Source organism: Undibacterium sp. CCC3.4 (assembly GCF_034347425.1).
Taxonomy (GTDB): Bacteria; Pseudomonadota; Gammaproteobacteria; order Burkholderiales; family Burkholderiaceae_D; genus Undibacterium.
Genome location: NZ_CP133779.1, coordinates 1,089,610 through 1,114,810 on the forward strand (window position 1 = coordinate 1,089,610; position 25,201 = coordinate 1,114,810).

Annotated in this window: 26 protein-coding genes; 14 read left to right on the forward strand and 12 right to left on the reverse strand. The window is 55.9% G+C overall.

The window, feature by feature from the left end; translation table 11 throughout:
* Positions 1 to 36: 36 nt before the first annotated feature.
* Positions 37 to 477 (forward strand): hypothetical protein, encoded by a 441-nt coding sequence (locus tag RHM61_RS05015; RefSeq protein ID WP_322250042.1) that lies wholly within the window; start codon positions 37 to 39, stop codon positions 475 to 477.
* On the opposite strand, the gene RHM61_RS05020 is transcribed toward RHM61_RS05015, so the two are convergent.
* A protein-coding gene (locus RHM61_RS05020; RefSeq protein WP_322247403.1) for an IS3 family transposase occupies positions 452 to 1,623 on the reverse strand; the annotation gives its coding sequence in 2 pieces (ribosomal slippage) (positions 452 to 1,359 and positions 1,359 to 1,623; 1,173 coding nt in all). The two genes, RHM61_RS05015 and RHM61_RS05020, sit on opposite strands and share 26 nt — an antisense overlap.
* Before the next feature lie 70 nt (positions 1,624 to 1,693).
* On the opposite strand from RHM61_RS05020, the gene RHM61_RS05025 reads away from it, so the two are divergent.
* From RHM61_RS05025 to RHM61_RS05035, 3 genes are read left to right on the forward strand one after another with little or no spacing between them, the layout of a single operon-like run.
* Positions 1,694 to 2,518 (forward strand): aminotransferase class I/II-fold pyridoxal phosphate-dependent enzyme, encoded by an 825-nt coding sequence (locus tag RHM61_RS05025; protein WP_322250043.1) that lies wholly within the window; start codon positions 1,694 to 1,696, stop codon positions 2,516 to 2,518.
* Complete coding sequence (gene metG, locus RHM61_RS05030) at positions 2,515 to 4,059, forward strand: methionine--tRNA ligase (protein WP_322250044.1); 1,545 nt, start codon at positions 2,515 to 2,517, stop codon at positions 4,057 to 4,059. Before RHM61_RS05025 ends, metG begins: the two co-directional genes overlap by 4 nt.
* Positions 4,060 to 5,142 (forward strand): hypothetical protein, encoded by a 1,083-nt coding sequence (locus RHM61_RS05035; RefSeq protein ID WP_322250045.1) that lies wholly within the window; start codon positions 4,060 to 4,062, stop codon positions 5,140 to 5,142.
* Here the strand turns inward: RHM61_RS05035 and RHM61_RS05040 are convergent.
* Both RHM61_RS05040 and glmS read right to left on the reverse strand, forming a co-directional pair.
* Positions 5,117 to 6,288, reverse strand: a protein-coding gene (locus RHM61_RS05040; protein WP_322250046.1) for an IS3 family transposase whose coding sequence is annotated in 2 segments (ribosomal slippage) — positions 5,117 to 6,024 and positions 6,024 to 6,288 — 1,173 coding nt in all. Because the reading frame shifts where the segments join, the coding sequence is not laid out codon by codon here. The genes RHM61_RS05035 and RHM61_RS05040 overlap by 26 nt on opposite strands.
* Positions 6,289 to 6,608: 320 nt before the next feature.
* Positions 6,609 to 8,426, reverse strand: a complete 1,818-nt coding sequence (gene glmS, locus RHM61_RS05045; protein WP_322250047.1) for a glutamine--fructose-6-phosphate transaminase (isomerizing) — start codon at positions 8,424 to 8,426, stop codon at positions 6,609 to 6,611.
* Positions 8,427 to 8,577: 151 nt separating this feature from the next.
* Here glmS and RHM61_RS05050 point away from each other — a divergent pair, with 151 nt between their 5' ends.
* Positions 8,578 to 9,048 carry an Lrp/AsnC family transcriptional regulator gene (locus RHM61_RS05050; protein WP_322250048.1) on the forward strand — a complete coding sequence of 157 codons (471 nt, stop codon included), beginning with the start codon at positions 8,578 to 8,580 and terminating at the stop codon, positions 9,046 to 9,048.
* A gap of 15 nt (positions 9,049 to 9,063) precedes the next feature.
* Here the strand turns inward: RHM61_RS05050 and RHM61_RS05055 are convergent, their stop codons facing one another.
* Positions 9,064 to 9,909: a transporter substrate-binding domain-containing protein gene (locus tag RHM61_RS05055; RefSeq protein WP_322250049.1), complete on the reverse strand. Its 846-nt coding sequence runs from the start codon at positions 9,907 to 9,909 to the stop codon at positions 9,064 to 9,066.
* A 33-nt stretch (positions 9,910 to 9,942) separates the two neighbouring features.
* Entirely contained in the window at positions 9,943 to 10,626 is a 684-nt protein-coding gene (locus RHM61_RS05060; RefSeq protein WP_322250050.1) for a Crp/Fnr family transcriptional regulator, read from the reverse strand.
* A gap of 112 nt (positions 10,627 to 10,738) precedes the next feature.
* Between RHM61_RS05060 and RHM61_RS05065 the strand changes: the two genes are divergently transcribed.
* The 3 genes from RHM61_RS05065 to RHM61_RS05075 are packed head-to-tail and all read left to right on the forward strand — an operon-like array spanning position 10,739 to position 12,914.
* Entirely contained in the window at positions 10,739 to 11,347 is a 609-nt protein-coding gene (locus RHM61_RS05065; protein ID WP_322250051.1) for an HD domain-containing protein, read from the forward strand.
* The gene (locus RHM61_RS05070; protein WP_322250052.1) at positions 11,344 to 12,099 is read left to right on the forward strand and encodes a class II aldolase/adducin family protein; all 756 of its coding nucleotides are present in this window, start codon (positions 11,344 to 11,346) and stop codon (positions 12,097 to 12,099) included. Before RHM61_RS05065 ends, RHM61_RS05070 begins: the two co-directional genes overlap by 4 nt.
* The gene (locus RHM61_RS05075) at positions 12,096 to 12,914 is read left to right on the forward strand and encodes an SDR family oxidoreductase (RefSeq protein WP_322250053.1); all 819 of its coding nucleotides are present in this window, start codon (positions 12,096 to 12,098) and stop codon (positions 12,912 to 12,914) included. The genes RHM61_RS05070 and RHM61_RS05075 overlap by 4 nt, the downstream gene beginning before the upstream one ends.
* Positions 12,915 to 12,918: 4 nt before the next feature.
* Here the strand turns inward: RHM61_RS05075 and RHM61_RS05080 are convergent, their stop codons facing one another.
* Genes RHM61_RS05080 through glmU form a run of 3 tightly spaced genes read right to left on the reverse strand, consistent with a single transcriptional unit; the run spans position 12,919 to position 15,340 of the window.
* Positions 12,919 to 13,242 carry an AzlD domain-containing protein gene (locus RHM61_RS05080; RefSeq protein WP_322250054.1) on the reverse strand — a complete coding sequence of 108 codons (324 nt, stop codon included), beginning with the start codon at positions 13,240 to 13,242 and terminating at the stop codon, positions 12,919 to 12,921.
* Positions 13,239 to 13,982 (reverse strand): AzlC family ABC transporter permease, encoded by a 744-nt coding sequence (locus tag RHM61_RS05085; protein ID WP_322250055.1) that lies wholly within the window; start codon positions 13,980 to 13,982, stop codon positions 13,239 to 13,241. Before RHM61_RS05085 ends, RHM61_RS05080 begins: the two co-directional genes overlap by 4 nt.
* Positions 13,982 to 15,340, reverse strand: coding sequence for a bifunctional UDP-N-acetylglucosamine diphosphorylase/glucosamine-1-phosphate N-acetyltransferase GlmU (gene glmU, locus RHM61_RS05090; RefSeq protein ID WP_322250056.1), 1,359 nt, complete (start codon positions 15,338 to 15,340; stop codon positions 13,982 to 13,984). The genes RHM61_RS05085 and glmU overlap by 1 nt, the downstream gene beginning before the upstream one ends.
* A gap of 195 nt (positions 15,341 to 15,535) precedes the next feature.
* On the opposite strand from glmU, the gene RHM61_RS05095 reads away from it, so the two are divergent.
* From RHM61_RS05095 to RHM61_RS05120, 6 genes are read left to right on the forward strand one after another with little or no spacing between them, the layout of a single operon-like run.
* A complete protein-coding gene (locus tag RHM61_RS05095) occupies positions 15,536 to 16,171 on the forward strand; it encodes a PepSY-associated TM helix domain-containing protein (RefSeq protein ID WP_322250057.1) in 636 nt (211 codons plus the stop codon).
* A 19-nt stretch (positions 16,172 to 16,190) separates the two neighbouring features.
* Positions 16,191 to 16,703, forward strand: coding sequence for a DUF2271 domain-containing protein (locus RHM61_RS05100; protein ID WP_322250058.1), 513 nt, complete (start codon positions 16,191 to 16,193; stop codon positions 16,701 to 16,703).
* Between the two features lie 9 nt (positions 16,704 to 16,712).
* Positions 16,713 to 17,522, forward strand: coding sequence for a DUF4198 domain-containing protein (locus RHM61_RS05105; RefSeq protein WP_322250059.1), 810 nt, complete (start codon positions 16,713 to 16,715; stop codon positions 17,520 to 17,522).
* 14 nt (positions 17,523 to 17,536) lie between these two features.
* Complete coding sequence (locus RHM61_RS05110) at positions 17,537 to 18,520, forward strand: FAD:protein FMN transferase (protein WP_322250060.1); 984 nt, start codon at positions 17,537 to 17,539, stop codon at positions 18,518 to 18,520.
* Complete coding sequence (locus RHM61_RS05115; RefSeq protein ID WP_322250061.1) at positions 18,517 to 19,911, forward strand: sulfite reductase subunit alpha; 1,395 nt, start codon at positions 18,517 to 18,519, stop codon at positions 19,909 to 19,911. The genes RHM61_RS05110 and RHM61_RS05115 overlap by 4 nt, the downstream gene beginning before the upstream one ends.
* Positions 19,912 to 19,971: 60 nt before the next feature.
* Positions 19,972 to 21,357, forward strand: a complete 1,386-nt coding sequence (locus RHM61_RS05120; RefSeq protein WP_322250062.1) for a tetratricopeptide repeat protein — start codon at positions 19,972 to 19,974, stop codon at positions 21,355 to 21,357.
* 15 nt (positions 21,358 to 21,372) lie between these two features.
* On the opposite strand, the gene RHM61_RS05125 is transcribed toward RHM61_RS05120, so the two are convergent.
* The 4 genes from RHM61_RS05125 to RHM61_RS05140 form a co-directional block, all read right to left on the reverse strand.
* Positions 21,373 to 21,714, reverse strand: a complete 342-nt coding sequence (locus RHM61_RS05125; protein ID WP_322250063.1) for a zinc ribbon domain-containing protein YjdM — start codon at positions 21,712 to 21,714, stop codon at positions 21,373 to 21,375.
* Positions 21,715 to 21,901: 187 nt separating this feature from the next.
* Positions 21,902 to 22,732, reverse strand: coding sequence for a DUF4062 domain-containing protein (locus tag RHM61_RS05130; RefSeq protein WP_322250064.1), 831 nt, complete (start codon positions 22,730 to 22,732; stop codon positions 21,902 to 21,904).
* A gap of 115 nt (positions 22,733 to 22,847) precedes the next feature.
* Positions 22,848 to 23,486 carry a LysE family translocator gene (locus RHM61_RS05135; protein WP_322250065.1) on the reverse strand — a complete coding sequence of 213 codons (639 nt, stop codon included), beginning with the start codon at positions 23,484 to 23,486 and terminating at the stop codon, positions 22,848 to 22,850.
* A gap of 512 nt (positions 23,487 to 23,998) precedes the next feature.
* Positions 23,999 to 24,841, reverse strand: coding sequence for a DMT family transporter (locus RHM61_RS05140; RefSeq protein ID WP_322251042.1), 843 nt, complete (start codon positions 24,839 to 24,841; stop codon positions 23,999 to 24,001).
* Positions 24,842 to 25,201 lie beyond the last annotated feature (360 nt).

Here is a 25,201-nt window from a genome sequence, read left to right on the forward strand (position 1 = left end):
ATCAAGCTTTTCAACTAAATATCAAGCTTTAATAATATGAACAGATTTGGCAATATTTCGAAAATGGTGTCTATAAGTGATCCAGCCTGGGCTGTGGCAAAAGAAACCGGCCTAGCAGGATTGTCCGTCAAGCATGCGGCATCGCCATTTTATATATCCGGGGAAGGAATGGAATTCATCAATATGTGTTGCTGCTCATATCTCGGACTGGATACCAATCAAAGCATTCTCCGGGGGGCAATCGATGGAGTCGAGAAAGCGGGAACTCTGCATTTAACAACAGCTCGGACCCGCTTGGTCATTTCCATGCTCTCAGATTTGGAAGACGCCCTATCAGAGCATTATGGAGGTGAAGCCGTTTCATATATCTCCTGTGCAGCGGCAACCTCCGCATTCCTGCCCATGTATGCCTCTGGTATATTTTCGGGTGGTCGAAAGCCGGTTGTAGTGGTCAAGTTATTTCGGACACATCAATAGGTTTTTTTGCTGCCATTTCTTTTTCGTAAATCATGGGCGGCAAATTGCCCAGCGTTGAATGCAATCGTAAGCAGTTATAAAAGCCTACGATGTATTCAATGATGTCTTTTGTGGCTTCCATTTGATTCGCGTAATCGCGTTGCCAGACACGCTCCATCTTTAAATTTAAGAAGAAGCGTTCCATCGCCGCGTTATCCCAGCAGTTTCCTTTACGGCTCATACTGCAAACAAGGCCATGTTGTTTGAGTAAATGTTGGTATTCATGACTGGCATATTGACTGCCACGGTCGGAATGCAAAATTAAACCCGCTGCCGGCTTACGTGCCTCAACCGCCATCCGTAGCGCCCGACAAACCAATTCAGCTGGCATCGTTGGCCCCATTGCCCAGCCTATGATTTTTCGTGAGAATAACTCCATCACGACCGCCAAATACAACCAGCCAGTACGCGTACGGACATAGGTAATATCGGAAGTCCAGGCGCGATTGGGCTCTGCTGGGTTGAACTGTCTATTGAGAATATTGCTCGCTATTGGTAAATCATGTTTGCTATCTGTCGTGTTGATAAATTTTCTCTTCCAGACGGTTTTGATCTGGGCTTCACGCATTAAGCGCCGTACTTTGTAGCGGCCAATGACGATGTTCTTGGCGTGCAGTGCACTGACCAGGCGACGGCTGCCATAACTGCGGCCACTGGCAGCGAATTCCGCTTTCAGATGCACGCTGGTGACACATATTGCGGTCATTTTTGTCTTTGCTTTTGCTGCGTAGTAGCCAGACCGGCTCGCTCCCAAGAGACGACACAGTTGTGCTACCGAGGCCTTCGTTTGCCAATGATCGACTAACTCGTAGATCATTTCATTTCGCGTGCAAAGAAGGCCGATGCTTTTTTTAACAGGTCATTGTCCGAACGCAGTAGACGGTTTTCTTGTTCGAGTTGGCGAATCCGTTGCAGCTCGGCAGACAGTGGTTTCCCTATGCCAGCCTGGCCACCTTGTTCAGCGCGATATTGTTCAACCCAGCGCCGCACGGCGGTTTCTCCAATACCCATATCTTTCACGATTTTAGCAACCGCTACGCCTTGATCCAGCACCATCCGGGCCACTTCAAGTTTAAAAGTAGCTTCGTATTTTTTATTCCCAGTCATCTTTATTTTCCTCGTTTAGGTAATTATTCCTCCTATTGAGGTGTCCGTAAACATTAGACCATTACAGGTTATGGCTTTCGACAAATTCGCCCACTTCTCCATGAGTCACGTAAAGCCCATCTGTGGCGACGAAACTCAGGTGGAGACCTGTCCACACAACGACCTCAATTTCATCGAGGATCTCTGCAAGCGGCATGAATTGGTGGCCTACATTGGGGATGGTACCTACAGTGTTGATGGTTTTGCCCCCGTGGAGCAGCTTAAGTACCTACAGGACCGCTACGGCCTGTTCCTCTACCTCGACGACTCCCATGGCTTGTCAATTACTGGCGAGCGCGGCGAAGGACATGTGCTTCGAGCGTTGGGTGAACTCAACGACCGCACTGTCGTCGTCGGGTCATTGGCTAAAGCCTTTGGTGCCTGCGGTGGAATGTTGCTTAGTGGAGATTCTGCACTCAAGGAGCGGCTGGTGCGTTATGGTAATCCGTGGTCGCAATACATGAATTCTGCGGGCATTGGTGGCACCTTAGCTTCTCTGGCGCTGCATAAGAGCCCAGAGCTTGGCCGGTTACAAGCCGCGTGGCGCCGTAACTTGTTGACCCTCGACGAGCAGTTTAAGTCCATCAATCGGTTCACAGAATCACCGATCCGAGTGATTCTGCTCGATTCAGCCGAAACGGCGGTTAACAGTGCTGCCGCGCTATTGGATCGCGGTTTCTACACCTCCGCAGTCTTCTTTCCGATCGTACCTAAGGACATGGCCGGGCTACGGATCATGCCGCGCGCGGATTTGAGCCCAGAGCAAATGAATGTATTCTGTAGTGCTCTCACCGAGGTCTGCTCGGCGTCGTTGCGCTCCCCGAAAACCCCTCACCACCCAAAAGAGACTTCATGAGTGATACCTCCAATGCAGCGGCCCGCCCGCTGTACCTGACGACGCCCATTTACTATGTCAATGACCGCCCCCACCTCGGACACGCTTATGCCAGCATCCACGCCGACGTGGTTGCCCGTTACGGCGTCCTAGAGGGCCGGCCCACCGTTTTCATCACGGGGGCAGATGAGCATGGGGAAAAGATTGCCAAGGCCGCGGCCGCCATGAATGAGCCCATCCAGGCCTTCGTTGACTATAATGCTGCAGCTTTTCGTCATGCTTGGGAGCAATTGAGCGTGGCTCCCACGGCTTTCGTCCGTACCACTGACCCTGCTCACAAGGCTTATGTTAGCGCGATCCTACAGTTACTCCACGACAAGGGAGACATCTATGAAGCGGAGTACGAAGGCCTGTACTCGGTGGGACAGGAGCGCTACGTCACCCAGAAGGAGCTGGTGGACGGCAAACTGCCCGAAGACAAGGAACCGCCTCAGCTGCGTCGTGAAACCAATTATTTTTTCAGGATGGAAAAGTATAGAGAGTCAATCCGAGAACTACTGCGAAACCAGCCTGATCTTATCCATCCCAAAGAATACGCTGCAGAGGTTCGTAAACTGTTAGAGGAGCCCATCGGCGACCTGAGTATCTCTCGCCCCATAGACCGCGTCAGCTGGGGAATTCCGCTGCCATGGGATCATGCCCACGTGACCTATGTATGGTTCGACGCGCTGCTGAGCTACGTGTCCGAGCTGCGCAAAGAAGAGGGGCGCTTCGACCGCTTCTGGCCGCACACCCGCCACATCATCGGCAAGGACATTCTCAGGCCTCATGCGCTGTTTTGGTTGTCCATGTGCCTAGCCATTGGACTGCCACCCTATCGCAGGCTGCATGTCTCAGGCCATTTGTTGGGATCGGACGGGCGAAAGATGAGCAAGTCTCTGGGAAATGGTGTTGATCCGCTCGATGCAGCCAGGAAGTACGGCGTTGACGTATTGCGTTATGTATTGATTCGCGAAGTCCCCTTTGGGGTTGATGGGATCATCAGCGAACAAGTCATCGAGCAGCGGCTGCGGAATGACCTTGCCAACGACTTTGGTAATCTCGCGGCACGGACATTGGCGATGATCGGCCGCTATCGCGAGGGCCGCGTTCCTGCTGCTTCCGACCTAGGCGACGCTGAACGTCGCCTACAAACTGAGAGCGAACGCCTTCGGCAGATGTGCCCTGGATGGGTGGAGGATCTGTGGCTATCGCATGGAGTGGAAGAGATTCTAGAGTTCGTGCGCTCGTTGAATCGATATGTAAGCGAGCAGGTGCCTTGGGCCCTGGCCAAGCAACCGGATCAACAGTGTCGACTCGACACGGTCCTTAATACCTTGCATCAAGGATTAGTTACCGCCTCCACGCTGCTGTTCCCAGTCATGCCTGGAAAGATGTCGACGCTGCGCACCACCCTAGGCCTCACCGCGGCACCCTCCTTGTCCGAGTTCTGGACAACGACAGGTGGCCAGCAGGTGGACGTAGAAGCTCCGGTGCTGTTTCCAAAAATGGGGGATGATTAAATGCGCTATAGCGTTGAACAACTGATTGCATTGGCTCGCGTCAGCTCGCCAGTGTATGGCAAGCTCTATCGCGACCTTCCCCCTGGTGCGTTGGCATGGGATCAGGTTCCGGTGCTCACGCACGACCTCCTGATGGCGGTCGTGCATGATGCACAGGCCATCAGTTTCTTCGATCCACGCGGGCGCTCGGACGGGATCATCTATCAGTCATCAGCCACGACGGGCAAACCCAAGGCTACAATCTTCGGGCGCGAAGAATGGAAGGCCACCCTCATCCTCTTAGCCACGCGTCATTGGAAATCTGGCGCGCTGCAAGAGGGCGATTTCGTAGCCAACCTCTGTGTTGGCGGAAGCGCTTCTTTCATGTTCGTGCACGGCACACTTGAGCAGTTCCCCAGCCGCTGTGTGGAGGTGCCAATTGGTTCCGACCACCCCTTTCCCTATATTCTGGACACCTACCGGAAGTTCGGAGCCAACGTGCTGGCCGGCATCAATTCGGTCTTGCTAGGGATGGCTCATCATATCTTGGCGGAGGGGATGCCTGATACCACCATCACGCGCATTCTCTGTGGCGGTGAGCTGATGTATGGTGCCCAGCTTGGCATCGTCCAACGCGCATTCCCCAATGCGATGGTGATTCCATTCATGTTCGCCACCACCGAGACCGGCTTGATCGGCCTAAGCGAGACCGGCTTCGCACAGAACGAGTTCCGGGTGTGCGCTGACGCCTGCCTCTTGGAAATCGTGGACCCAGCCACGTTACAGCCGATTGAGGAAGCAGGCCGGATGGGGCTTTGCGTGGTAACCAGTCTACTACGCACGGCGGCACCGGCTATTCGAATGGATATAGGAGATTTCGCCATGTGGGAGGAGGATTCCGGTGTGGCCGAGCGCAAGTTCTCCATCCATGGCCGTCGCTTTACCACGCGTTATCCGCTCGGCCCGCGGGTGCTCATCACCGAGACCGATGTCGCGGCCCTGATTGTTGCCCTATCGGTCGACATCCCGCTGTTGAAGTTGCGTCTCGATCTTGACAGTGACGCCGCCACTGTAGTGGTCAAGTTATTTCGGACACATCAATAGGTTTTTTTTCTGCCATTTCTTTTTCGTAAATCATGGGCGGCAAATTGCCCAGCGTTGAATGCAATCGTAAGCAGTTATAAAAGCCTACGATGTATTCAATGATGTCTTTTGTGGCTTCCATTTGATTCGCGTAATCGCGTTGCCAGACACGCTCCATCTTTAAATTTAAGAAGAAGCGCTCCATCGCCGCGTTATCCCAGCAGTTTCCTTTACGGCTCATACTGCAAACAAGGCCATGTTGTTTGAGTAAATGCTGGTATTCATGACTGGCATATTGACTGCCACGGTCGGAATGCAAAATTAAACCCGCTGCCGGCTTACGTGCCTCAACCGCCATTCGTAGCGCACGACAGACCAGTTCCGCTGGCATCGTTGGACCCGTTGCCCAGCCTATGATTTTTCGTGAGAATAACTCCATCACGACCGCCAAATACAACCAGCCAGTACGCGTACGGACATAGGTAATATCGGAAGTCCAGGCGCGATTGGGCTCTGCTGGGTTGAACTGTCTGTTGAGAATATTGCTCGCTATTGGTAAATCATGTTTGCTATCTGTCGTGTTGATAAATTTTCTCTTCCAGACAGTTTTGATCTGGGCTTCACGCATTAAGCGCCGTACTTTGTAGCGGCCAATGACGATGTTCTTGGCGTGCAGTGCACTGACCAGGCGACGGCTGCCATAACTGCGGCCACTGGCAGCGAATTCCGCTTTCAGATGCACGCTGGCGACACATATTGCGGTCATTTTTGTCTTTGCTTTTGCTGCGTAGTAGCCAGACCGGCTCGCTCCCAAGAGACGACACAGTTGTGCTACCGAGGCCTTCGTTTGCCAATGATCGACTAACTCGTAGATCATTTCATTTCGCGTGCAAAGAAGGCCGATGCTTTTTTTAACAGGTCATTGTCCGAACGCAGTAGACGGTTTTCTTGTTCGAGTTGGCGAATCCGTTGCAGCTCGGCAGACAGTGGTTTCCCTATGCCAGCCTGGCCACCTTGTTCAGCGCGATATTGTTCAACCCAGCGCCGCACGGCGGTTTCTCCAATACCCATATCTTTCACGATTTTAGCAACCGCTACGCCTTGATCCAACACCATCCGGGCCACTTCAAGTTTAAAAGTAGCTTCGTATTTTTTATTCCCAGTCATCTTTATTTTCCTCGTTTAGGTAATTATTCCTCCTATTGAGGTGTCCGTAAACATTAGACCATTACAGTTGTTAATGGTGGAGCGCTTACGATCAATTTGGATTGCAGCGAGTTCTGTCGATGCATTTGGATCACACTAAAGTCAGAACTGATGTTAGGTCAATTTGATTAAAAAAAGCCCAATAGAAAAATTGGGCTTTTTTGCTTTTGTTTAAATAATTTATCGATTTTAAGATAAATTACGAATGGTTGAGTTTACGACTGTAATGAACAGTTTACGACTATATTAAGCGGGAATAGTCAATTACACTGCTTACCCAATCACTCCACCGTCACACTCTTCGCCAAATTCCGCGGCTTATCGACATCGGTACCACGCGCGAGCGCGGTGTGATAGGCCAGCAGTTGCAAAGGTATGGTATGCAAAATCGGTGACAATTGGCCGTAATGCTCGGGCAAGCGGATGACGTGTACGCCTTCGCTGGCTTTGATGTGGGAGTCGGCGTCGGCAAACACGAACAACTCGCCGCCGCGGGCGCGTACTTCTTGTAAGTTCGATTTCAACTTCTCGATCAAGACGTCATTCGGTGCGACTGTCACTACCGGCATTTCCTTGGTTACCAGCGCCAGCGGACCATGTTTCAATTCGCCGGCCGGATAGGCTTCGGCGTGGATGTAGGAGATTTCTTTGAGCTTGAGTGCGCCTTCGAGGGCGATCGGGTAGTGCAGACCACGGCCGAGGAACAGGGCGTTTTCTTTGCTGGCGAACATTTCAGCCCAGGCGATGATTTGCGGTTCCAGCGCCAGCACAGCACTGATGGCGGCGGGCAGATGGCGCAAGGCTTTCATGTGGGCGGCTTCTTCACTGTCCGACAACAGGCCTTTGCTTTGCGCCAGAGTCAACGTCAACAGGAACAAGGCGGCCAATTGGGTGGTGAAGGCCTTGGTCGAGGCGACCCCGACTTCGACGCCGGCATGGGTGATGTAGCAGAGTTGGCATTCGCGCACCATGGCGCTGGTCGCGACATTGCAAATCGTCAGCGTGTGCGGCATGCCGAGGCTACGTGCGTGTTTCAGTGCGGCCAAGGTATCGGCGGTTTCGCCGCTTTGTGACAGTGTCACTACCAGCGACTTCGGATTGGGCACGCTGTCACGGTAGCGGTATTCGCTGGCGATTTCGACATTGACTGGAATTTTAGCGATCGATTCCAGCCAGTATTTGGCGGTCAGACCGGCATAATAACTGGTACCGCAAGCGAGTATGAGTACCGAATCGATTTCTTGAAATACTTGGTAGGCACCGTCACCGAACAATTCCGGCATGATGCCGGCGACCCCTTCGAGGGTGTCGCTGATCGCGCGCGGTTGTTCGAAAATTTCTTTCTGCATGTAGTGGCGATATGGGCCGAGCTCGGCTGCGCCACTGTGGGCATGCACGGTGCATACTGGGCGCTGAACGGCACGGCCTTCGGCATCGACGATCCACACGCCTTGCAACTGCAAGTCGATCACATCGCCCTCTTCCAGATAAATGATCTGGTCGGTGGTGCCGGCAATGGCCATGGCATCGGAAGCGAGGAAGTTTTCGCCGATACCGACGCCGACGATGAGTGGCGAACCCTGACGCGCGCCGACCACGCGGTGTGGTTCGTCACGGCAGAATACGGCAATCGCATAGGCACCGGTGAGGCGCTTGACCGCTTGCTGTACGGTGTCGAACAAATCGCCTTGATACAGATGATCGACCAGATGAGCGATGACTTCGGTATCGGTCTGACTTTCGAACACATAGCCGAGGGCACTCAGTTCGGCGCGCAGTTCCTCATGGTTTTCGATGATGCCGTTATGCACCAGTGCGATGCGTTCACGCGAAAAATGCGGATGCGCGTTGGCCGATGAGGGTACGCCATGCGTGGCCCAGCGCGTATGGGCGATGCCGGTGAAGCCAGCCAGCCCACGCTGTTCTACTTGCGCTTCTAATTCGGTGACGCGGGCGGTGCTGCGCGAACGTTGTAACTGGCCATCGACGTGCAGCGCGACGCCGCAGGAATCGTAGCCGCGGTATTCGAGGCGCTTCAAACCCTCCAGCAGAATGGGGGTGATGTTACGTTGGGCTACTGCTGCGACGATACCGCACATAGGAACTCCGTGGAAGGTGGAATGAGAATGACGCTATGCTAAAGCGTTTGCGATGAATTTATATTTCAAAATACGATTGAATATGGAATAAACAGCTACTACAATCAATATATGGTTTTTTATTTCATTAATTGAGTGATTTTGAATTTTTATGACAAGCATGACGATCTTAGATGAACTCGATAAACGCATCTTGTTGCAATTACAGCAGGATTGCGCCATCAGTAACCACGAACTGGCGGCGCGCGTACATGCCTCGCCTCCGACTTGTCTGCGCCGCGTCAAACGCTTGACCGACGAGGGCGTGATCGCCCGTCAGGTGGCGCTGCTGGCACCCGAAAAGCTCGCCAGCAGCCTGACGGCCATCGTCGAAATTACCCTCGACTTGCAAGCCAGCGAAAAACTCATTGCCTTCGAAGCCTTGGTAGCCAGTGACATCGCGGTACAGCAGTGCTACCGTGTCTCGCCTGGCCCCGACTTTGTGCTGGTGATTCAGGTCGCTGATATGGCGGCTTACCACGCACTGGCACATCGCCTGTTCGCCGGCCACAGCAATATTCGCAATGTGCGCAGTTTTTTTTCTATTTTCCGCAGTAAATTTGAAACCCGTATTGCCATCTGAAGCCAGGAGCCCGACTCACAGCGGGCGTATGCTTTCCTTCAGCACTTCGGTGCGGTAGTAACGTTGAAAGCCTTTCCATACCAAGTCACTCACGCCGCTGCGCTGAAACATTTCCTGTAACTGCGCGCGCTCTTGCTCATTGAGTGCCGTGTTTGACAGGTAGAGGCCGCTCTCGCCCCATGGCAGTTCTTGCATGGCATCGTATTGCAGTTTATCGCTGAGATCTTCGATACGCGCATCGGCCTGCACCGATCCGGCCAAAATCGACGGCGCCATGATGGTGTAAGCGACCACTCCTGATTTAAGCAAGCGGGCGAGCGAGATGGCGTCGACTTCTTGTACCAAGCGGCCCTGTTTCTGCAATGCCAGCAGCAGCCCCTGGTAGGCTGGGCCATAATCGAAACCGCGCACTACCGCCACACGACTACTCTTTGCATCCAGCAGCTCTTGGAAATTTTTAAATGGAACACGTGGCGCGCGAATCGAAATCAACATGGCGCGGTTGCGTACCAAGGGTATGAACACGCCAAGTTGATCGCGTTTCGGCGTGCGCGAAGCCGGAATGAGCATGTCGGCCTGACCGCTTTCAAACAAAAATTCCTGGCGCGAACGCGGCACTGGCACCAAGCTGAACTGGCATTTTTCGCGCGCACCCAAAGTTTCGAGCAGCTCCGGATAGATCCCGCTGAGCAGGGTTCCAGAACTGGTCACGCTGAGCCCGATCGGTGCCAATGGCACCTCGATGACGCGCGCACAATCGGCCAGCGCCGAGAATGCGACCAAGATGAGCGGGCCAGCCAGAGCAAGCCGCAGCAGGCTACGCGCGCAGCGGTGGCGTATTGTGTGGCAAGTGGTGGTCAAGCTTATTTCCTCATCCCTGTTACAGGAAGTGATTCAGTGTTTTTCACATAATGCCGTCAATTTTTCCAGCGAGAGTATATCGATACCTCTGTAGATTAATCGTATCACTTTGTGGTCGCTCAAAAATTTTAATTCTTTGGATAGGCTTTGCCGGCTCATCCCCAACATCATGGCCAGCGATTCTTGTGACACCGGAATCCGATTCGACAGTGGCAACGGGCCGACCAACAGCAGCAAGCGCCGTGCCACGCGCGCGCGTAAGGTGCGCAAATGGGCATCTTCGACGATGCCATATAACAGCCGCATGCGGCCCGCCACCAGCGTGGCGATGCCAGCGGCAAAATGCGCATCGGCCAGGCACAGGGCAAACGCGGCCGGGTGCAGACACAGCAGTTCGGCCGAGCCGAGGGCGGTGGCATCGTGCGTACGTGGCAAGCCATCGAGCAGTGAAATTTCACCGAACCAGGTGCCGCTGTCGAGTATCGTCAGGATCGCTTCGCGACCATCGGCATTAAGAGTAGACATTTTGATGCGACCATGTAGCAGCAGAAACCAGCTGCTCGGCGCATCGTCCTGACGAAACAGCATTTCTCCCGCTTGCAGGCGGCGGCTTTCGGTAGCGGCCAAGACCTGCTCACGCAAGCCGGCAGGCAGGCCGCTGAACCAGGAAAATGCCGACAAGTGAGTCAGCATGTCGGTTGGCGAATACGCGGACATGGGCAATCCTGAGCAAGAAGAGGAATGGAGCGAGCAATTGTAAAATATTTGACAGTCTGATTCTACCCGTCGCGCTATGGTGAAGACATAAAAATAATCGGGAGTGAGACAAATGCAACATCATGCTGATTTTACCCGCATGGATAACAGCAGCGCACAAGACTGGCAACTGATCGGCGCTGAGTTCATGCAGTTCACACAAAGCTTGCCACAGCGAGTGATTAAGCACTTGCAATTGTTGGAGGGCGATTATGGCGGTTTTCCGGTCGATCGCTATACCCATTCGCTGCAAACCGCCACGCGCGCGCTGCGTGACGGTCGCGATGAAGAATACGTCTGTTGCGCGCTCTTGCACGATATCGGCGACACGCTGGGCAGTTTCAACCATCCTGACATCGCCGCCGCGATACTCAAACCATTTGTCAGCGAAGAAAATCTCTGGATGGTGCAGCACCACGGAATTTTTCAAGGCCATTACTTCTTTCATCATATCGGCATGGATCGCGATATGCGCGAGCAATTTCGCAGCCACCCGCAATTCGAGCGCACGGCCGAATTTTGTGCGCTCTACGATAACCCTTCGTTCGATGCGCATGCTGAAACGTTTCCGCTCATTGAGTTCGAACCGATGTTGCAGCGCTTGTTAGCGCGGCCGAAAAACAGTATTTACCAAAGCATTGTCGCCAGCGATAAGCCCACCACTACCAAGGAAACCCCATGAATATCCCATCGTTGCGAGACCAAGTCAGCCCGGAAGAATGGCAATTGCGGGTAGATTTGGCGGCCTGCTATCGTCTGGTTGCGCTGTACGGTTGGAGTGACTTGGTGTTTACCCACATCAGTGCACGTCTGCCCGGCGATGAACACCATTTCCTGATCAATCCTTACGGTTTGATGTTCGATGAAATTACCGCTTCATCCTTGGTGAAGGTCGATCAGCAATGTAACAAGCTGATCGATTCGCCCTTCCCGGTCAATCCGGCCGGTTTTGTCATTCACAGTGCGGTGCATGCCGCGCGTGACGATGCCCAATGCGTCTTGCATACGCATACCCGCGCCGGGGTGGCGGTGAGCGCGCAAAAATGCGGGGTGCTGCCCTTGTCGCAGCAATCGACGTTTGTGCTCGCCTCGCTGGCCTACCATGATTACGAGGGGGTAGCCTTCCGTGATGAAGAAAAACCGCGCTTGCAAGAGGATATAGGACGCGCCAATTTCCTGATGCTGCGTAACCATGGCTTGCTGACCGTCGGTAAGTCGATCGCCGATGCCTTTCTGTCGATGTACACGTTTGAAGCGACCTGCCAAATTCAATTGGCGGCGCAAGCCGGCGGCGAACTGGTGCAGGTCAACCCGCTGATCGTTAAAGGGGTGTCGGAAGCGATGCGGGTGCAAACCGGCGGCCTCGGCGGTGCCTTCGTTTGGCCCTCGCTGATCCGCAAGTTGGAGCGGCTTGATCAAAGTTACCGCTCATGAGTCGCGCTGCTCCTGTCATCATCATTACCGGCAGCTCCGACGGTATCGGTGCCGAAATGGCGCGGCAATTGGCGCAGCAGTACGGCGCGCGGGCGACGCTGGTGCTGGCGGCGCGCAATGAAACGGCCTTGCAGCAGGTGGCCGAACAATGCCGCGCCTACGGCAGCACTTGCCTGGTGCAGCCCACCGATGTCAGCGAGGAAAGCCAATGCCGGCGTTTGATCGCCACCACGGTGGCACAGTTCGGCGGCATCGATACGCTGATCAATAATGCCGGTAAATCCGCGCAGGCCTTGTTGGCGGAGGTGAGCGATCTGGGCTGGTATGAGGAGCTGATGCGTATCAATTTTTGGGGCAGCGTGTGGTGCACCCATGCGGCACTACCGTATTTGCGCCAAGCCGCTGGCCATATCGTGGCGGTCTCATCATTGGCCGGCTTGATCGGCGTGCCCGGTCGTAGCGCTTACAGCGCCAGCAAATTTGCCATGAATGGCTTTTTTGAGAGTTTGCGCAGCGAGGTGCGCGAAGCCGGGGTGCAGATCACCCTGGCCTATCCGGGCGTGGTGGCGACGCGGATTCGCTACCATGGCTATAACGCCGCGGGCGCGGCGGCGGGCAGCAGTGGCCTGAAAGAAGACGATGCCATGCCGGTGGAACAATGCGCGCGGCTGATCATCGCCGGCATGCAGCAAGGCAAGCGCGAGGTGGTGATGACGGCCAAGGGCAAGTTAGCGCGCTGGCTCAAGCTGATTGCTCCGGCTTTGGTAGAAAAACTGGCGCTGGCGGCCTTAAAAAAGGAAGTGCGACCGGACTGAAACTTCAGAGCGCCATCTGCCACTGAAACAGGAAAAAGCTGATCAAGCCGGCGGCGATGGTCAGCATCTGCCGCCCGCTCAGCAAGCAAACCGCAACGGCTACCAGCGAGGCCAGCAATTGCGGATTATGCCAATGCAATTCCAAGCCCTGCCTGTGCGGTGCCAGTATCATCGGCGTGATGATGGCCGTGAGCACGGTCACCGGCACGAAACTCAGCGCCAGCGTCAACCTAGGCGGAAACACCAGGCGTTCGCCGAGTAGAAAGAAAATCGCCTTGATCAAAACGGTAATAACGGCCATGCCGGCGATCAGCAAGGGATAATTCATTGCGACTCCTTGCCAAGGGCTGAACGCCAACTGCTGGCCATGCCAACCACGACGCCAACCACGACGGCGGCCAGTAAGCCTAATTTATACGGTAAGCCCTGCAACAGATAGGCACAAGCGGCCGCCGCCAGCGCCGCGGCCAGTTGCGGCATGCGGCGTAATTGCGGCACGATGATGGCGATGAAGGTGGCCACCATCGCATAGTCGAGCCCCATGTTCTGCAATTGCGGAAACCAAGTACCGAACAATAGACCGACCAGTGTCCAGCATTGCCAGTTGAAATACATGGCCAAGCCGGAGCCGAGAAAATACCAATGTGCGTAACGACGCTCGGTGGCGCTCAAATTTTGTTGATGATGACCGGCCACCACCGCAAAGGTTTCATCGGTCAAAAGAAAACCGAGCAAGCAGCGCCAGCGCGTCGACAAATGTGCCACGTGCGGCAGCAGTGTCGCCGCGTACAGCATGTGGCGTAAGTTGACGATGAAGGTAGTGAGCCAGATCACCAGCATGCCGGTATGACTGGCGACCAAACCGACGGCGATGAACTGGCTCGAACCGGCGTAAACGGCACCCGACATCAATTGGCCATGCCAGGGCAGCATGGCACTGGCCGACACCAAGGTACCGAAGATCATGCCGAACGGTGCGGCACCGAGCAGCATGGGCAGGGTGTCGCGCGCACCGCGCGCCAGTTGCTTAAGCTTATCAGTCGGTTCGGCGAGCCCTGGCAACGACATTATTTGCTTTGTTTTTGCGGCCGAACCCAGTTGTCGAGTGTAACCTGACGCGTGCGCGAAACTGTCAGCTTACCGGCCGGCGCATCGCGCGTGAGCGTGGTGCCGGCAGCTAAGGTCGCACCCCGCCCGACCCGAACCGGCGCGATCAATTGCGTGTCGCTGCCGATGAAGGCATCATCTTCAATCACGGTGCGGGCTTTATTCACGCCATCGTAATTGCAGGTAATCGTGCCGGCACCGAGATTGACACGGCTGCCGATGCTAGCGTCGCCAATATAGGCCAGATGGTTGGCCTTGCTGTGTGCGGCGATCTGTGTATTTTTGATTTCGACGAAATTACCGATATGGACGTCTTCGGCCAGTTCGGTACCGGGCCGCAGGCGCGCATAGGGTCCGACCTGCGATTGCGCGCCGATGCTGGCTTGATCGATATGCGAAAAGGCTTTGATATAGGCAGCAGCACCGATGTGGGTATCCTTGATCACACAATGCGGCCCAACCGTAACGCCATCGGCCAGCGTGACGCTGCCTTCGAACACGCAGCCGACATCGATGCTGACATCGCGCCCACACACCAAGCTGCCGCGTATATCGAGGCGCGCCGGATCGTACAGATGCACGCCTTGCTCGAGTAAAGCACGCGCTTGATTGGCTTGGTAAATCCGTTCTACTTCCGCCAGTTGAACCTTGCTGTTGACACCCAAGGTTTCCCAAATCGCATCCGGTTCGGCCGAGACGACGGGCACGCCATCGGCAACGGCACGCGCGACGATGTCGGTCAAATAGTATTCGCCTTGGGCATTATGGTTCGACAGGGTCGCCAGCCACTCGGTCAGCGGCGCGGTCGGCACGATCATGATGCCGGTATTGATTTCGCTGATCAGGCGTTGTTCGGCAGTGGCATCTTTTTGTTCAACGATGGCGCTGATCGCCCCATTATTGCGGACGATGCGGCCCAAGCCGGTCGGGTCGGCCATGTGGGCGGTTAAAATCGCCAGTTTGTCCTCCCCTGCCACGGCCATCAGGCGGCGCAGCGTGGCCGCGCTGGTGAGCGGCACATCGCCATACAAAATCATGGTTGGCATGCTGAGGTCGAGCAGCGGCAGTGCTTGCGCGACGGCGTGGCCGGTGCCGAGTTGCGGCTCTTGTTTGGCAAAGCGCAAATCATCGGCCGCCACGCGACTGAGTACCTGCTCGCCGCCATGACCGTAGATCACGCAGATCGAAGCCGCGCCGAGACTGCGGGCGCAATCGATGACATGGCTGAGCAAAGGTTTACCGGCCAAGCCGTGTAACACCTTAGGCAGGGAAGATTGCATGCGTTTGCCCATACCGGCGGCGAGGATGACGACGTTCATAGTTAACTCGAGAAGAATGGGATACAGAAGAGTGTAATTTTACCATGCGCCCGCCAGCAGTCTGTCGAGCTTAGGAAATCGAAGCGAAAAATTGCTTGAGCGCAGGCTCATTTACATGCCGTCACAATGATTTGCCTCAGCGCTAAGCGAATTTAATCTATAATTGCGAATCATTCTCATTACAACCAATAATCGATGGCTCTTTTTCCTTTGATGCAGCGGCTGCGCTGCGGCAGTCGCGCCTTTTGGATACGGCAATTGCACCAGTGGCATTGGCTCAGCTCTGCCCTGTGTTTGGGAGCGATGTTGATTTTTGCTGGCACCGGCATTACGCTGAATCACGCGGCGCAAATCGAAGCCCAGCCGCACATCAGCACCCGGCATGGACAAGTGCCAGCGGCCTTGCTGGCGCAATTGTTAACGCCGGCTTCGAGCACGGCGGCGCTGCCGCCAGCGCTGCGCGCTTGGTTTGGCAGCGCGGCCGGCATCAGCGTCAGCGCGCAAGCGGCTGAGTGGTCGGCCGACGAGGTTTATCTGGCGCTGCCGCGCCCCGGTGGCGACGCTTGGCTGCGCGTAACACTGCCCGATGGCGCCTGGGAATATGAATTGACCGAGCGCGGCTTGATCGCCTATCTCAATGACTTGCACAAGGGCCGCCATGCTGGTCCGGCATGGAATTGGTTAATCGATTTGTTCGCCGTGCTGTGCCTGATTTTCTGCATCACCGGCTTTGTCATGTTAAAAATTTACGCTGGCCAACGGCCCTTGACCTGGCCGCTGATTTTGCTCGGCTTACTGTTACCGCTGCTGGCATTAAGCCTGCTGCACTGATTTCAACCTGGGAATTTTCATGCAAAAACTCTTACCCTTTGCCATCGGCAGCCTGTTGGCAGCGCCGAACTTGGCGCATGCTGGCGAAATCAAAATCAGCCTCGAACTGCCGCGCATGGCCATCGCCGAATACCACAAGCCGTATGTGGCGATCTGGCTGGAACGGCCCGACCATACTTTTGCCGGCAATCTGGCGCTATGGTATGACATCAAAAAAGCCGATGGCGAAGGCACTAAATGGCTGAAAGATTTGCGCCAGTGGTGGCGCCGCAGCGGCCGCGAACTGAGCTTGCCAATCGACGGTCTCAGCAGCGCTACCCGTACCAGCGGCGTGCAAACTCTGAGCCTGTCCAGTCAGGCTGCGGTCTTCGCCGGCCTGACACCGGGTGACTACCAATTGCAGATCGAAGCAGTACGCGAAGGTGGCGGACGCGAAGTGGTACAGCTACCGTTCCACTGGCCAGCCACCAGCACGAGCGTCTCAGCACAAGGCAAGACCGAGCTGGGCAACATTTCTCTGACCATTAAATAGGAATTCCTCATGTCCCTCTCCCGCCATCTTGCTGCCTTCTCCTTGTGTCTGTGTGCGACCGTGAGCGCGCACGCGCACAATACTTTCTTACTGCCTTCGGCGACGGTGGTGTCTGGCACGGCACCGTGGATTACGGTCGACGCCGGTGCGGCGACGAATGTGTTTGAATTCGATCATATGCCACTCAATCTCGATCAACTACGCATCACGGCACCGGACGGCACTCAGGTGGCCGCTGAAAATGTACGCAGCGCGCGCTTGCGCAGCAGTTTCGATCTGGCTTTGGCCCAAACCGGTACTTACCGTATCAGTCTGGTGTCGCGCAACTTGTCGGCCACGTATGTAGAAAATGGAAAAACCAAACGCTGGCGCGGCAAGCAAGAAAATCTCAGCACCGAGATTCCAGCCAGTGCCACTGAGGTCGTCATCACCGAAAGAAACGCACGCATCGAAACCATCGCCACCAAGGGCAAGCCAGGCGGCTTGGCTCTGAACGCGGTCGGTGCCGGTTTGGAACTGGGCGTACTGACCCACCCAAACGATTTGGTGGTCGGTGAAACGGCACGCTTTCGCTTGCTGCTCGATGGTCAAGCCGTCGCCGGCGTAGCGGTCAAAATGATACCCGGCGGCCAACGCTATCGTCAGCAAAGCAATGAACAGAGCGTCACCACCGATGCCGACGGTAACTTCAGCTTTACCTGGAAACAAGCCGGTATGGTGTGGCTCAATGCCGAAGTCAGCGACAATAAACAGAGTCTGCCGCAAGCCAATCGACGCGTGGCCAGCTATGCGCTGACGCTCGAAGTCTTGCCCGAGTAAGCGGCCGTTCCGCTATGCGTCAGGTTTTGATTCCACCAATGACGGCGCGGCCAGCGGCCATGCCGGCGGCCGCGCGGCCGTGCCAGTTCGCCGGTGCCACCATGGGCAGCAGTTGGAGTGTGCAAGCGCTGCTGCCAGCAGACTGCGATGAAGCGGCCTTGCAGCGCGACATCGCCGCCTTGCTGGACGAATTGATACGGCAAATGAGTACTTGGGATCCCGCTTCCGAACTGTGTCGTTTCAATCGCGCCGCCGCCGGCAGCGTCCACCAATTACCGACCCATCTGTGCCAGGTGCTGGCGCACGCCTTGTATGTGGCGCAGCAAAGCGGTGGGGCCTATGACCCGACGGCCGGCAAACTGGTCGATCTGTGGGGTTTCGGGCCGCAGCCACGCCGTAGCACGCCACCGAGCGCCGCCGACATCGCCGCCGCGCGCAGCGGTCCGGGCTGGCGCGGCTTGGAGTTTTCCGCGCTGGCCCAGCGCGCCTGCCAAGCCGGTGGCATCACTCTCGATCTCAGTGCGATCGCTAAAGGCTATGCGGTTGATCAGCTCAGCGAGCTATTGAGTGCGCGGGATATCGCGCACCATTTGGTCGAAATCGGTGGCGAATTGCGCGGTGCCGGCGTCAAACAAGATGGCCAGCCGTGGTGGGTGGAAATCGCCACGCCTGCGCCGACCGAACGCGCGCCCATAGTGGCGCTGTACCAGATGGCGATTGCCACTTCCGGTAACGAGCTGCAGTATTTTGAACATGCTGGCCGGCTGTACTCGCACACCATCGATCCGCGCAGCGGCTGGCCGGTCGACAATGCGCTGCGCTCGGTCAGCGTACTGCACCGTTCCTGCATGAGCGCCGATGCGCTGGCCACCGCCTTCATGGTGATGGGACCGAGCGCTGCACTGGCCTATGCCGAACAACATCAGATCGCACTGCTGCTGCGCGCCGATGACGACAGCGTCAGCGCCAGCAGCGCGCTGCGCGCCATGTTGACATGAACGCGCGCCGTAGCCTGCATGCGCTGGCCGTGCTGCTGTTGCTGGCGGCTTTGCTGTGCCTGCAACTGCAGTTGGCAGCGAACCTGTATCGTGCCACGCTGATCGCGGCCTACCTGAGTTTTTGCAGCGCGCTGTGGTTCGCTCAGCGGCGCGCGCCAAGCGCCAACGGCGCGGCGTTCTGCCTCGCCTATGCCAGCCAAACGGGCAGCGCGCAGGCGCTGGCTAACGCCGCGGCGGCGCAGCTCAAAGCGGCTGGGCATGTGGTCGAATTATTGCCACTCAATGAACTCACGCGCGCCCATCTGGCAATGCAGCGGCGTGTGATTTTCATCGTCAGTACCGCTGGCGACGGCGGCGCACCCGATAACGGCCTGGCTTTTCAGGAAATGGTGATGCGCACTACAGCGGCTTTGCCAGACTTAGCGTACGCCGTCGTCGCGCTCGGTGACCGCCGCTACCGCCAGTTTTGCCGATTCGGCAAGCAACTGGAACAGTGGTTGATGCAGCAGCAAGCGCAAGCCTTGTTCGCAAAAATCGAAATCGATGATGGCGACCAGCAGGCCATGCAACAATGGCAAGAGCAATTGCAAGCGCTCGGTGCCGCCGCGCCCGCAGCACTTGGCGCGAGCGCGCCGGCGAGTTTTTCCAGTTGGACCTTGTGTGAGAGGCAGCAGCTCAATCCTGGCAGCCAAGGCGCGCCGGTATTTCATCTGGCGCTGCGTGCACCGGACCTTGCACCACACTGGCAAGCCGGTGATATTGCCGAAATACTGAGTGGCCCGGAGCAGAACATTTTACGGGCGTATACCATCGCCTCGCTACCCGCCGATGGTCAGCTCGAATTATTAATCCGCCAGCGCCGCGCCGACGACGGCCGGCTCGGGCCGGGTTCGGCCTGGCTGACCGAACAGGCGGCACTCGGGGCGCCGATCACGCTGCGGATACGCGCGCAAGCTGGGGGCTGCCACGGCGCGCCCACCGGTCCGCAGATTTTAATCGGCAACGGCACCGGCATGGCCGGCTTGCGCGCCCGTTTGAAAGCCCAAGCCGCCGCCGGTCAGCAGACTAACTGGCTGCTCTTCGGCGAGCGCGAAGCGGCGCACGATTTTTTTTATCGCGCGGAAATCGAAGCTTGGCAAGCCAGCGGCGTGATCAGCCAACTCAGTACCAGTTTTTCACGCGATCAGCCACAGCGCCGCTATGTCCAACATGCTTTGCAAGAACAGGCGACCAGCTTGCGCGAGTGGGTAGAGCAAGGTGCGGCGATACTGGTGTGCGGCAGCCGTGACGGTATGGCCGAAGCAGTCGACGCGGTGTTACAAACCGTGTTGGGGTCGGCACAGCTGCGGAAAATGACAGAGACCGGTCGCTACCGGCGCGACGTGTATTGATATCGGCGGCAGCGATTCGGCGCTACAATCAGCGCCATCGCCTTCTTTTCCGCCGCCATCATGAGCCATCCCGCTGCCATCGCCGAACAGTTTTTTTTATCAGCTAATCAATTGATGGCCAGCGGCGACTCGGCCGGCGCGGCGCGTGACTTTCACACGGCACTGACACACGATCCGGACTGCGGCGAAGCCTGGGCCAATCTCGGCTACCTCAAAGAACAAGAGCAAGATTTCAGCCGCGCCGCCGAATTATATCGACGCGCCTTGACGCTGCTGCCGGACAATTTGCAATTGCAACTCAATTTAGGGACTGTGCTGCTGCATATGAAGCAATTCAGTGCGGCCGAAACCCTGTTCCGTCATGCCGTGGCAAGCCATCCCGAATCGGCCGCGGCTTGGTCGAATCTCGGGGTCTTGCTGGCTTGCTGCAAACACGAGCGCGCGGCCGAACAGTGCTACCAACGGGCGCTGGCCATCGACGTCGACTACCAGAAAGCGCGCTTCAACCTCAGTTATATCTTGCTGCGTCAGGGCCGTTTCGAGGCTGGCTGGGCCGCCTTGGAGTCGCGTAGCTGGCAAGATTTATTCAGCGATTATTTCAGCTTCCCACGCTGGCGTGGCGAAAGCTTGCTTGAGCAACGCATCGTCATCGTCTTTGAAGGTGGCCACGGCGACATGATCCATTTCTGCCGCTATGCGGACACGCTCAAAGAACGTGGTGCCGCCAGCGTGAGCTTGATCTGCCACCCGGCACTGACGGCTTTATTCACTAGCATGACTGCGCTTGATCAGGTGTTTTCATACGAATTGGAGGTAGCGCGCGCCGCGTGGGATTATTGGGTACCGCCGGCCAGCCTGCCCGGCTGTTGCGGTACGCAGATAGCGACGATACCGGCCGCCATTCCCTATCTGTACGCCGAGAAACAAAAGGCAGCGGCTTGGGCTGCGCGCTTGGGGCCGCGCCGTTTGCGCGTCGGTTTGGTTTGGCAAGGCAATCCTTGGTTTGAAAATAATGCCGATCGCTCGATCGCCACACTCGCGCTGCTGCGCCCGCTGCTGGAAGTAAGCGGCGTGCAATTTGTCAGCCTGCAAAAAGGGGAAGGCGAAGCCGAAGCACAGCGCGCAGCCGGCGAGCAGTTTGTGGTGCTGACAGAATTATTGAGTGATTTTTCCGAGACCGCCGCCCTCATTGAGAACCTCGATCTGGTGATCAGTGTCGACAGTGCGGTGGCCCATTTGGCCGGAGCACTGGGCAAACCATGTTGGCTGTTGCTACCCGATTATCGCTGCGACTGGCGCTGGATGAGCGCGCGCAGCGACACGCCGTGGTACCCGCTGACGCGCCTGTTTCGTCAAGCCCCAGATAGCGACTGGGGCACGCTGGCACCGCAACTGGCTAGCGCGCTGCGCGAGTGGCAAGCGCAGCAGGCAGCACAACTTGCCTGAGCAAGCGATTTGACTTCAGACTTTTTTGAGGAAACAGGCTTTGAGCATGAAACTGCCGCCATCCATCTTGCAATCGACTTCGTGATCGCCGCCGACTAAACGTATGCTCTTGATTTTCGTGCCCATTTTAAGCGTCGTCGACGAGCCTTTGACTTTCAAATCTTTGATCAGTACCACGGCATCGCCATCGGCAAGCACATTGCCGTTGGAATCTTTGACGATGCGGTCGTCACTGTCATCACTGGCAGCGACAGCGACTGCTGGCCACTCATGGCCACAATCGGCGCAGACATAGTTGTCGCCATCAGGATAAGTGTTTTCCATGCCGCATTGCGGGCAGACGGGTATGCTAGCCATCATTCTTCCTCGGGCGGCCAAACGGCCGCATTAAATATACTGCAATAAAAGGAGCGCCAGTATAAGCGACTATGTCGGCAGCAAGACCGAAGTAGCGCGATTTATTGAGTCATCACAAACCTCGCCAAGTCTATCAGCTAAAAAAAACGGCGATCATCGATCGCCGTACAGACTCGTTGAGAGCAACTTACTTCGGTTCGGACAGCTGCGCCTGATAACGCTGCACCGTTTCGAAAATAATCAGTTCGGTCTTGCGTACTTCTTCGATCGCATCTTCCAGCGGCAACTTGGCACCACGACACAATGCCGATGAGGCCGACATGGTATTGCCACCCAAAATATATTCGAGCACGTCTTTTAATACTTGATCGGGCAATTCCGGCGTGAACAAATGCTTGACCTTGTCTTTGAAAAATTCAAAGCGTGGCTGATTGAGCGCATAACGGCGCGCGGCCAAGCTGACGATAGGCGGCACTTCCGGTGCTGGTGCTGGTGCTGGTGCCGGTGCTGGCACAGGCGGTGCAGGCGGCTTCGCCGGCGGCACGACCACTGGCAGACTGATCACGCGGAACAAATCATTCTGAATTTTCGCTACCAAATCGTCAGCCGATTCGTAAAAACGTACTGGCTGTGATTGACTGAGCAAGGTTTTGAAATCGCTGAGTTTTTGCGCGGAGACACCAGTATCAACGTGCTTAGGCAAAACCAAATGCTCGTCTTCATCGATGATGTAAATCAGCACCGGAATACCATGCGCCAGCGCTTCTTCATATTCGAGTTGCAGCAATGGTTTTTTTGACTTGCTATCGACATCGCCGCATACCATGGCAAAAATACCAATATAGACCTTGGCGTTGCGCACCATCTGCAAGCGCGCGGCCAATGTGGTTTCCGGCAAGGCCATGAGCACCGTCACGTCAGGGCGGGCCGGATCTTTGAGCGCACAGGCTGCAGCAATTTTTTTGCGATGCAGTGCAAGGTCAAACGGCGTGGAACTGACAAAAATATTAGCGGACATACTATCTCTCAGCGAAAACGTTTAAGGAATGCAAAGCGTCACCAGTTGCAAATATGCAGCGACATTTACCTGTCAGCAATATTAGCAGAAGCCGGCTTTTTTGTGGTGCGCCATCTCAGGCCTTCATCCCCGCCATCAGCGCAGCAAAGCCAATGAATGCGCCGCCGGTGACACGATTAAAGGTTTTCAAGACCCGCGTTTGCTTGAGGTAGGCCGACATTTTGAAACCGCCCAAGGCATAGACCAAATACCAGCTCAATTCGATAACAGCAAAACTGCCCAATAAAATGCCAAATTGTGGCAATTGCGGCAAGTTTGCATTAATAAATTGCGGCAAGAATGCCGCTGCAAACAGCAAAGCCTTGGGATTGCTGGCGGCAGTCAGAAAGCCGACCTTGAATAAATCCCAGCGTCGCACCTTCGCCACCGCTGCCACCGCTGCCGTGCTATCCACCGCGGCAGCAGCATGGACCGGCGCGGTCCAGACTTTGTAGCCGAGGTAGGCCAAATACAAGGCCCCGGCCCAACGCAAGGCATCAAACCAAGCCGGCGCGCTGCGCAACAAGACTCCCAGACCCGCCGCCGAAGCCGACATCATGATGAACAAGGCCGTCAAACAACCGCCGGCGCTCCACATAGAGGCGCGGAAATTATGTCGCACGCTCTGACTCATGACCAGCAACATATTTGGTCCCGGTGCGGCCGAAATGAAGAAGGTCGCCGTCACAAACAGCCACCAAGTGTGCAGTTTCATAGAGTATCCAAGGAAAAAGGAGCAAGTAAAAAGCAGATTCTACCGGCTTCTGCGCAAATCGACGGCGCGATGTTCGATTAAACAACAAGCCTGGCCGATTTGGTATTTTGCTGCCGCTGATTGGCAAACAATCGCAACAAAAGCTCAATTGTCGTTTCAGTGTCCACCAATGGCAACGCACATGCGCCTAATCTGCAGGATGCATTTAAGGAAGCGCGGATGTTTTGTCTATCAGAGGTGCGCGTAAAACCTCGGCGTTCAGAGGCTGCCGCAAAAACCTAATAGCTGATCGCGATCGCTGAAATAATTCGGGACCTGATAAGTTCCACTACTCCCGGCACATTTCCGCTCGCGTTTCGGCTGATGCAGATCCCCAAATATCTCAACTTGAACAACTTAATCGATCGTCGCAAGGCGGCAAGAAGAACACCGGACGAGAATACGGATGCTTTGCCAAATCGTATTCAATTGCTTTTTCTGTAGAGGGGCGGCGTGATCTGGCCACCTCAGTTTTAAAGATGCTCGGATTTCACAGGCATGCTCTCGCGGCGGATCAGGTACACGCCGCTGGCAACAATGACGGCCGCCCCAAGCAGGGTGTAGGAGGTCGGCAGCACTTGCCATAGGATCCAGTCCAGTCCCATGCCCCAGGCCAGCGCCGAATACTCGAACGGCGCGACGCTCGACGCCTTGCCCGTGCGAAAAGCCTCGGTGATCGCCAATAGTCCCAGGAAGCCGCTCAGCGACAGGCCGCTCAAGAGCAGCCAATCCTCCGCGCGGATCGCCATCCACTCGTGCGCGCACAAGATCCCGCCGCCTATCGCCATCATGATAATCAGCCAGAACACCATGCTTTCGCTGGAATCGCTGCGACTGAGCACGCGGGCGACGATGTTCGACACGGCATAGCAGGCGGCCGCTGCCAGAACCGCCAGACCACCGACGGAAAAGAATTCTCTACCGTTCGGACGCAGCACTAGCAGCACGCCGCCCAGGCCGACCACGATGGCGCACCAGCGCGCCCGGTCCACCTTCTCCTTCAAAATGAAAACCGACAGCGCCGTAATCAGCATCGGGGCAATGAAGAAAATCGAGTACGCCTCTGCCAGCGACAGCCGTTGAAGGCCGTAGGTAAAAGTCGTAATCATGGTAATGCCCAAGATGCCGCGCAGCAGATGTAGCGACCAACGAACTTTGAGGATCGAAGCGAAGGCACCGCGCCAGCCCAGGTAGATCAACACCAGCGGCAGCGAGGATAACGCACGCAGCGCCGTCACCTGCATGGCCGGGTAATGGGCTGACAACAGCTTCATCGCCATGTCCATCAACGAAAACATGGCGACAGCGATCAGCATCGCATAGATGCTACGCAAATTTTGTGCATGGCTAGTCAAAAGAGTTCCTTTCTGGTGATGCCGAAAACAGGGGCAGGCGCGTAGCTATGCTTAAACAGCAAAATCAGCCTGACGGATGCGCAGCAAATTTGTACGGAAATTTTAGCAAGCTCACATCAGCCGTGTTTTTCGGCAATTCCCTAATGCCCATCGAGTCAGACTACTAAGTTGATGATGCGCCTGGCAATAACAACTTAATGGATCGTCGCAAGCGACGATGGAAAAGACTCTGGAAGGGGTTTGCATCCCCTCCCATCGCGTCGCTCCTTCGTCGCTCACCGGCCAAAAGAGGCTGTCGCAAAAGGGTATTGAGTCGGTATC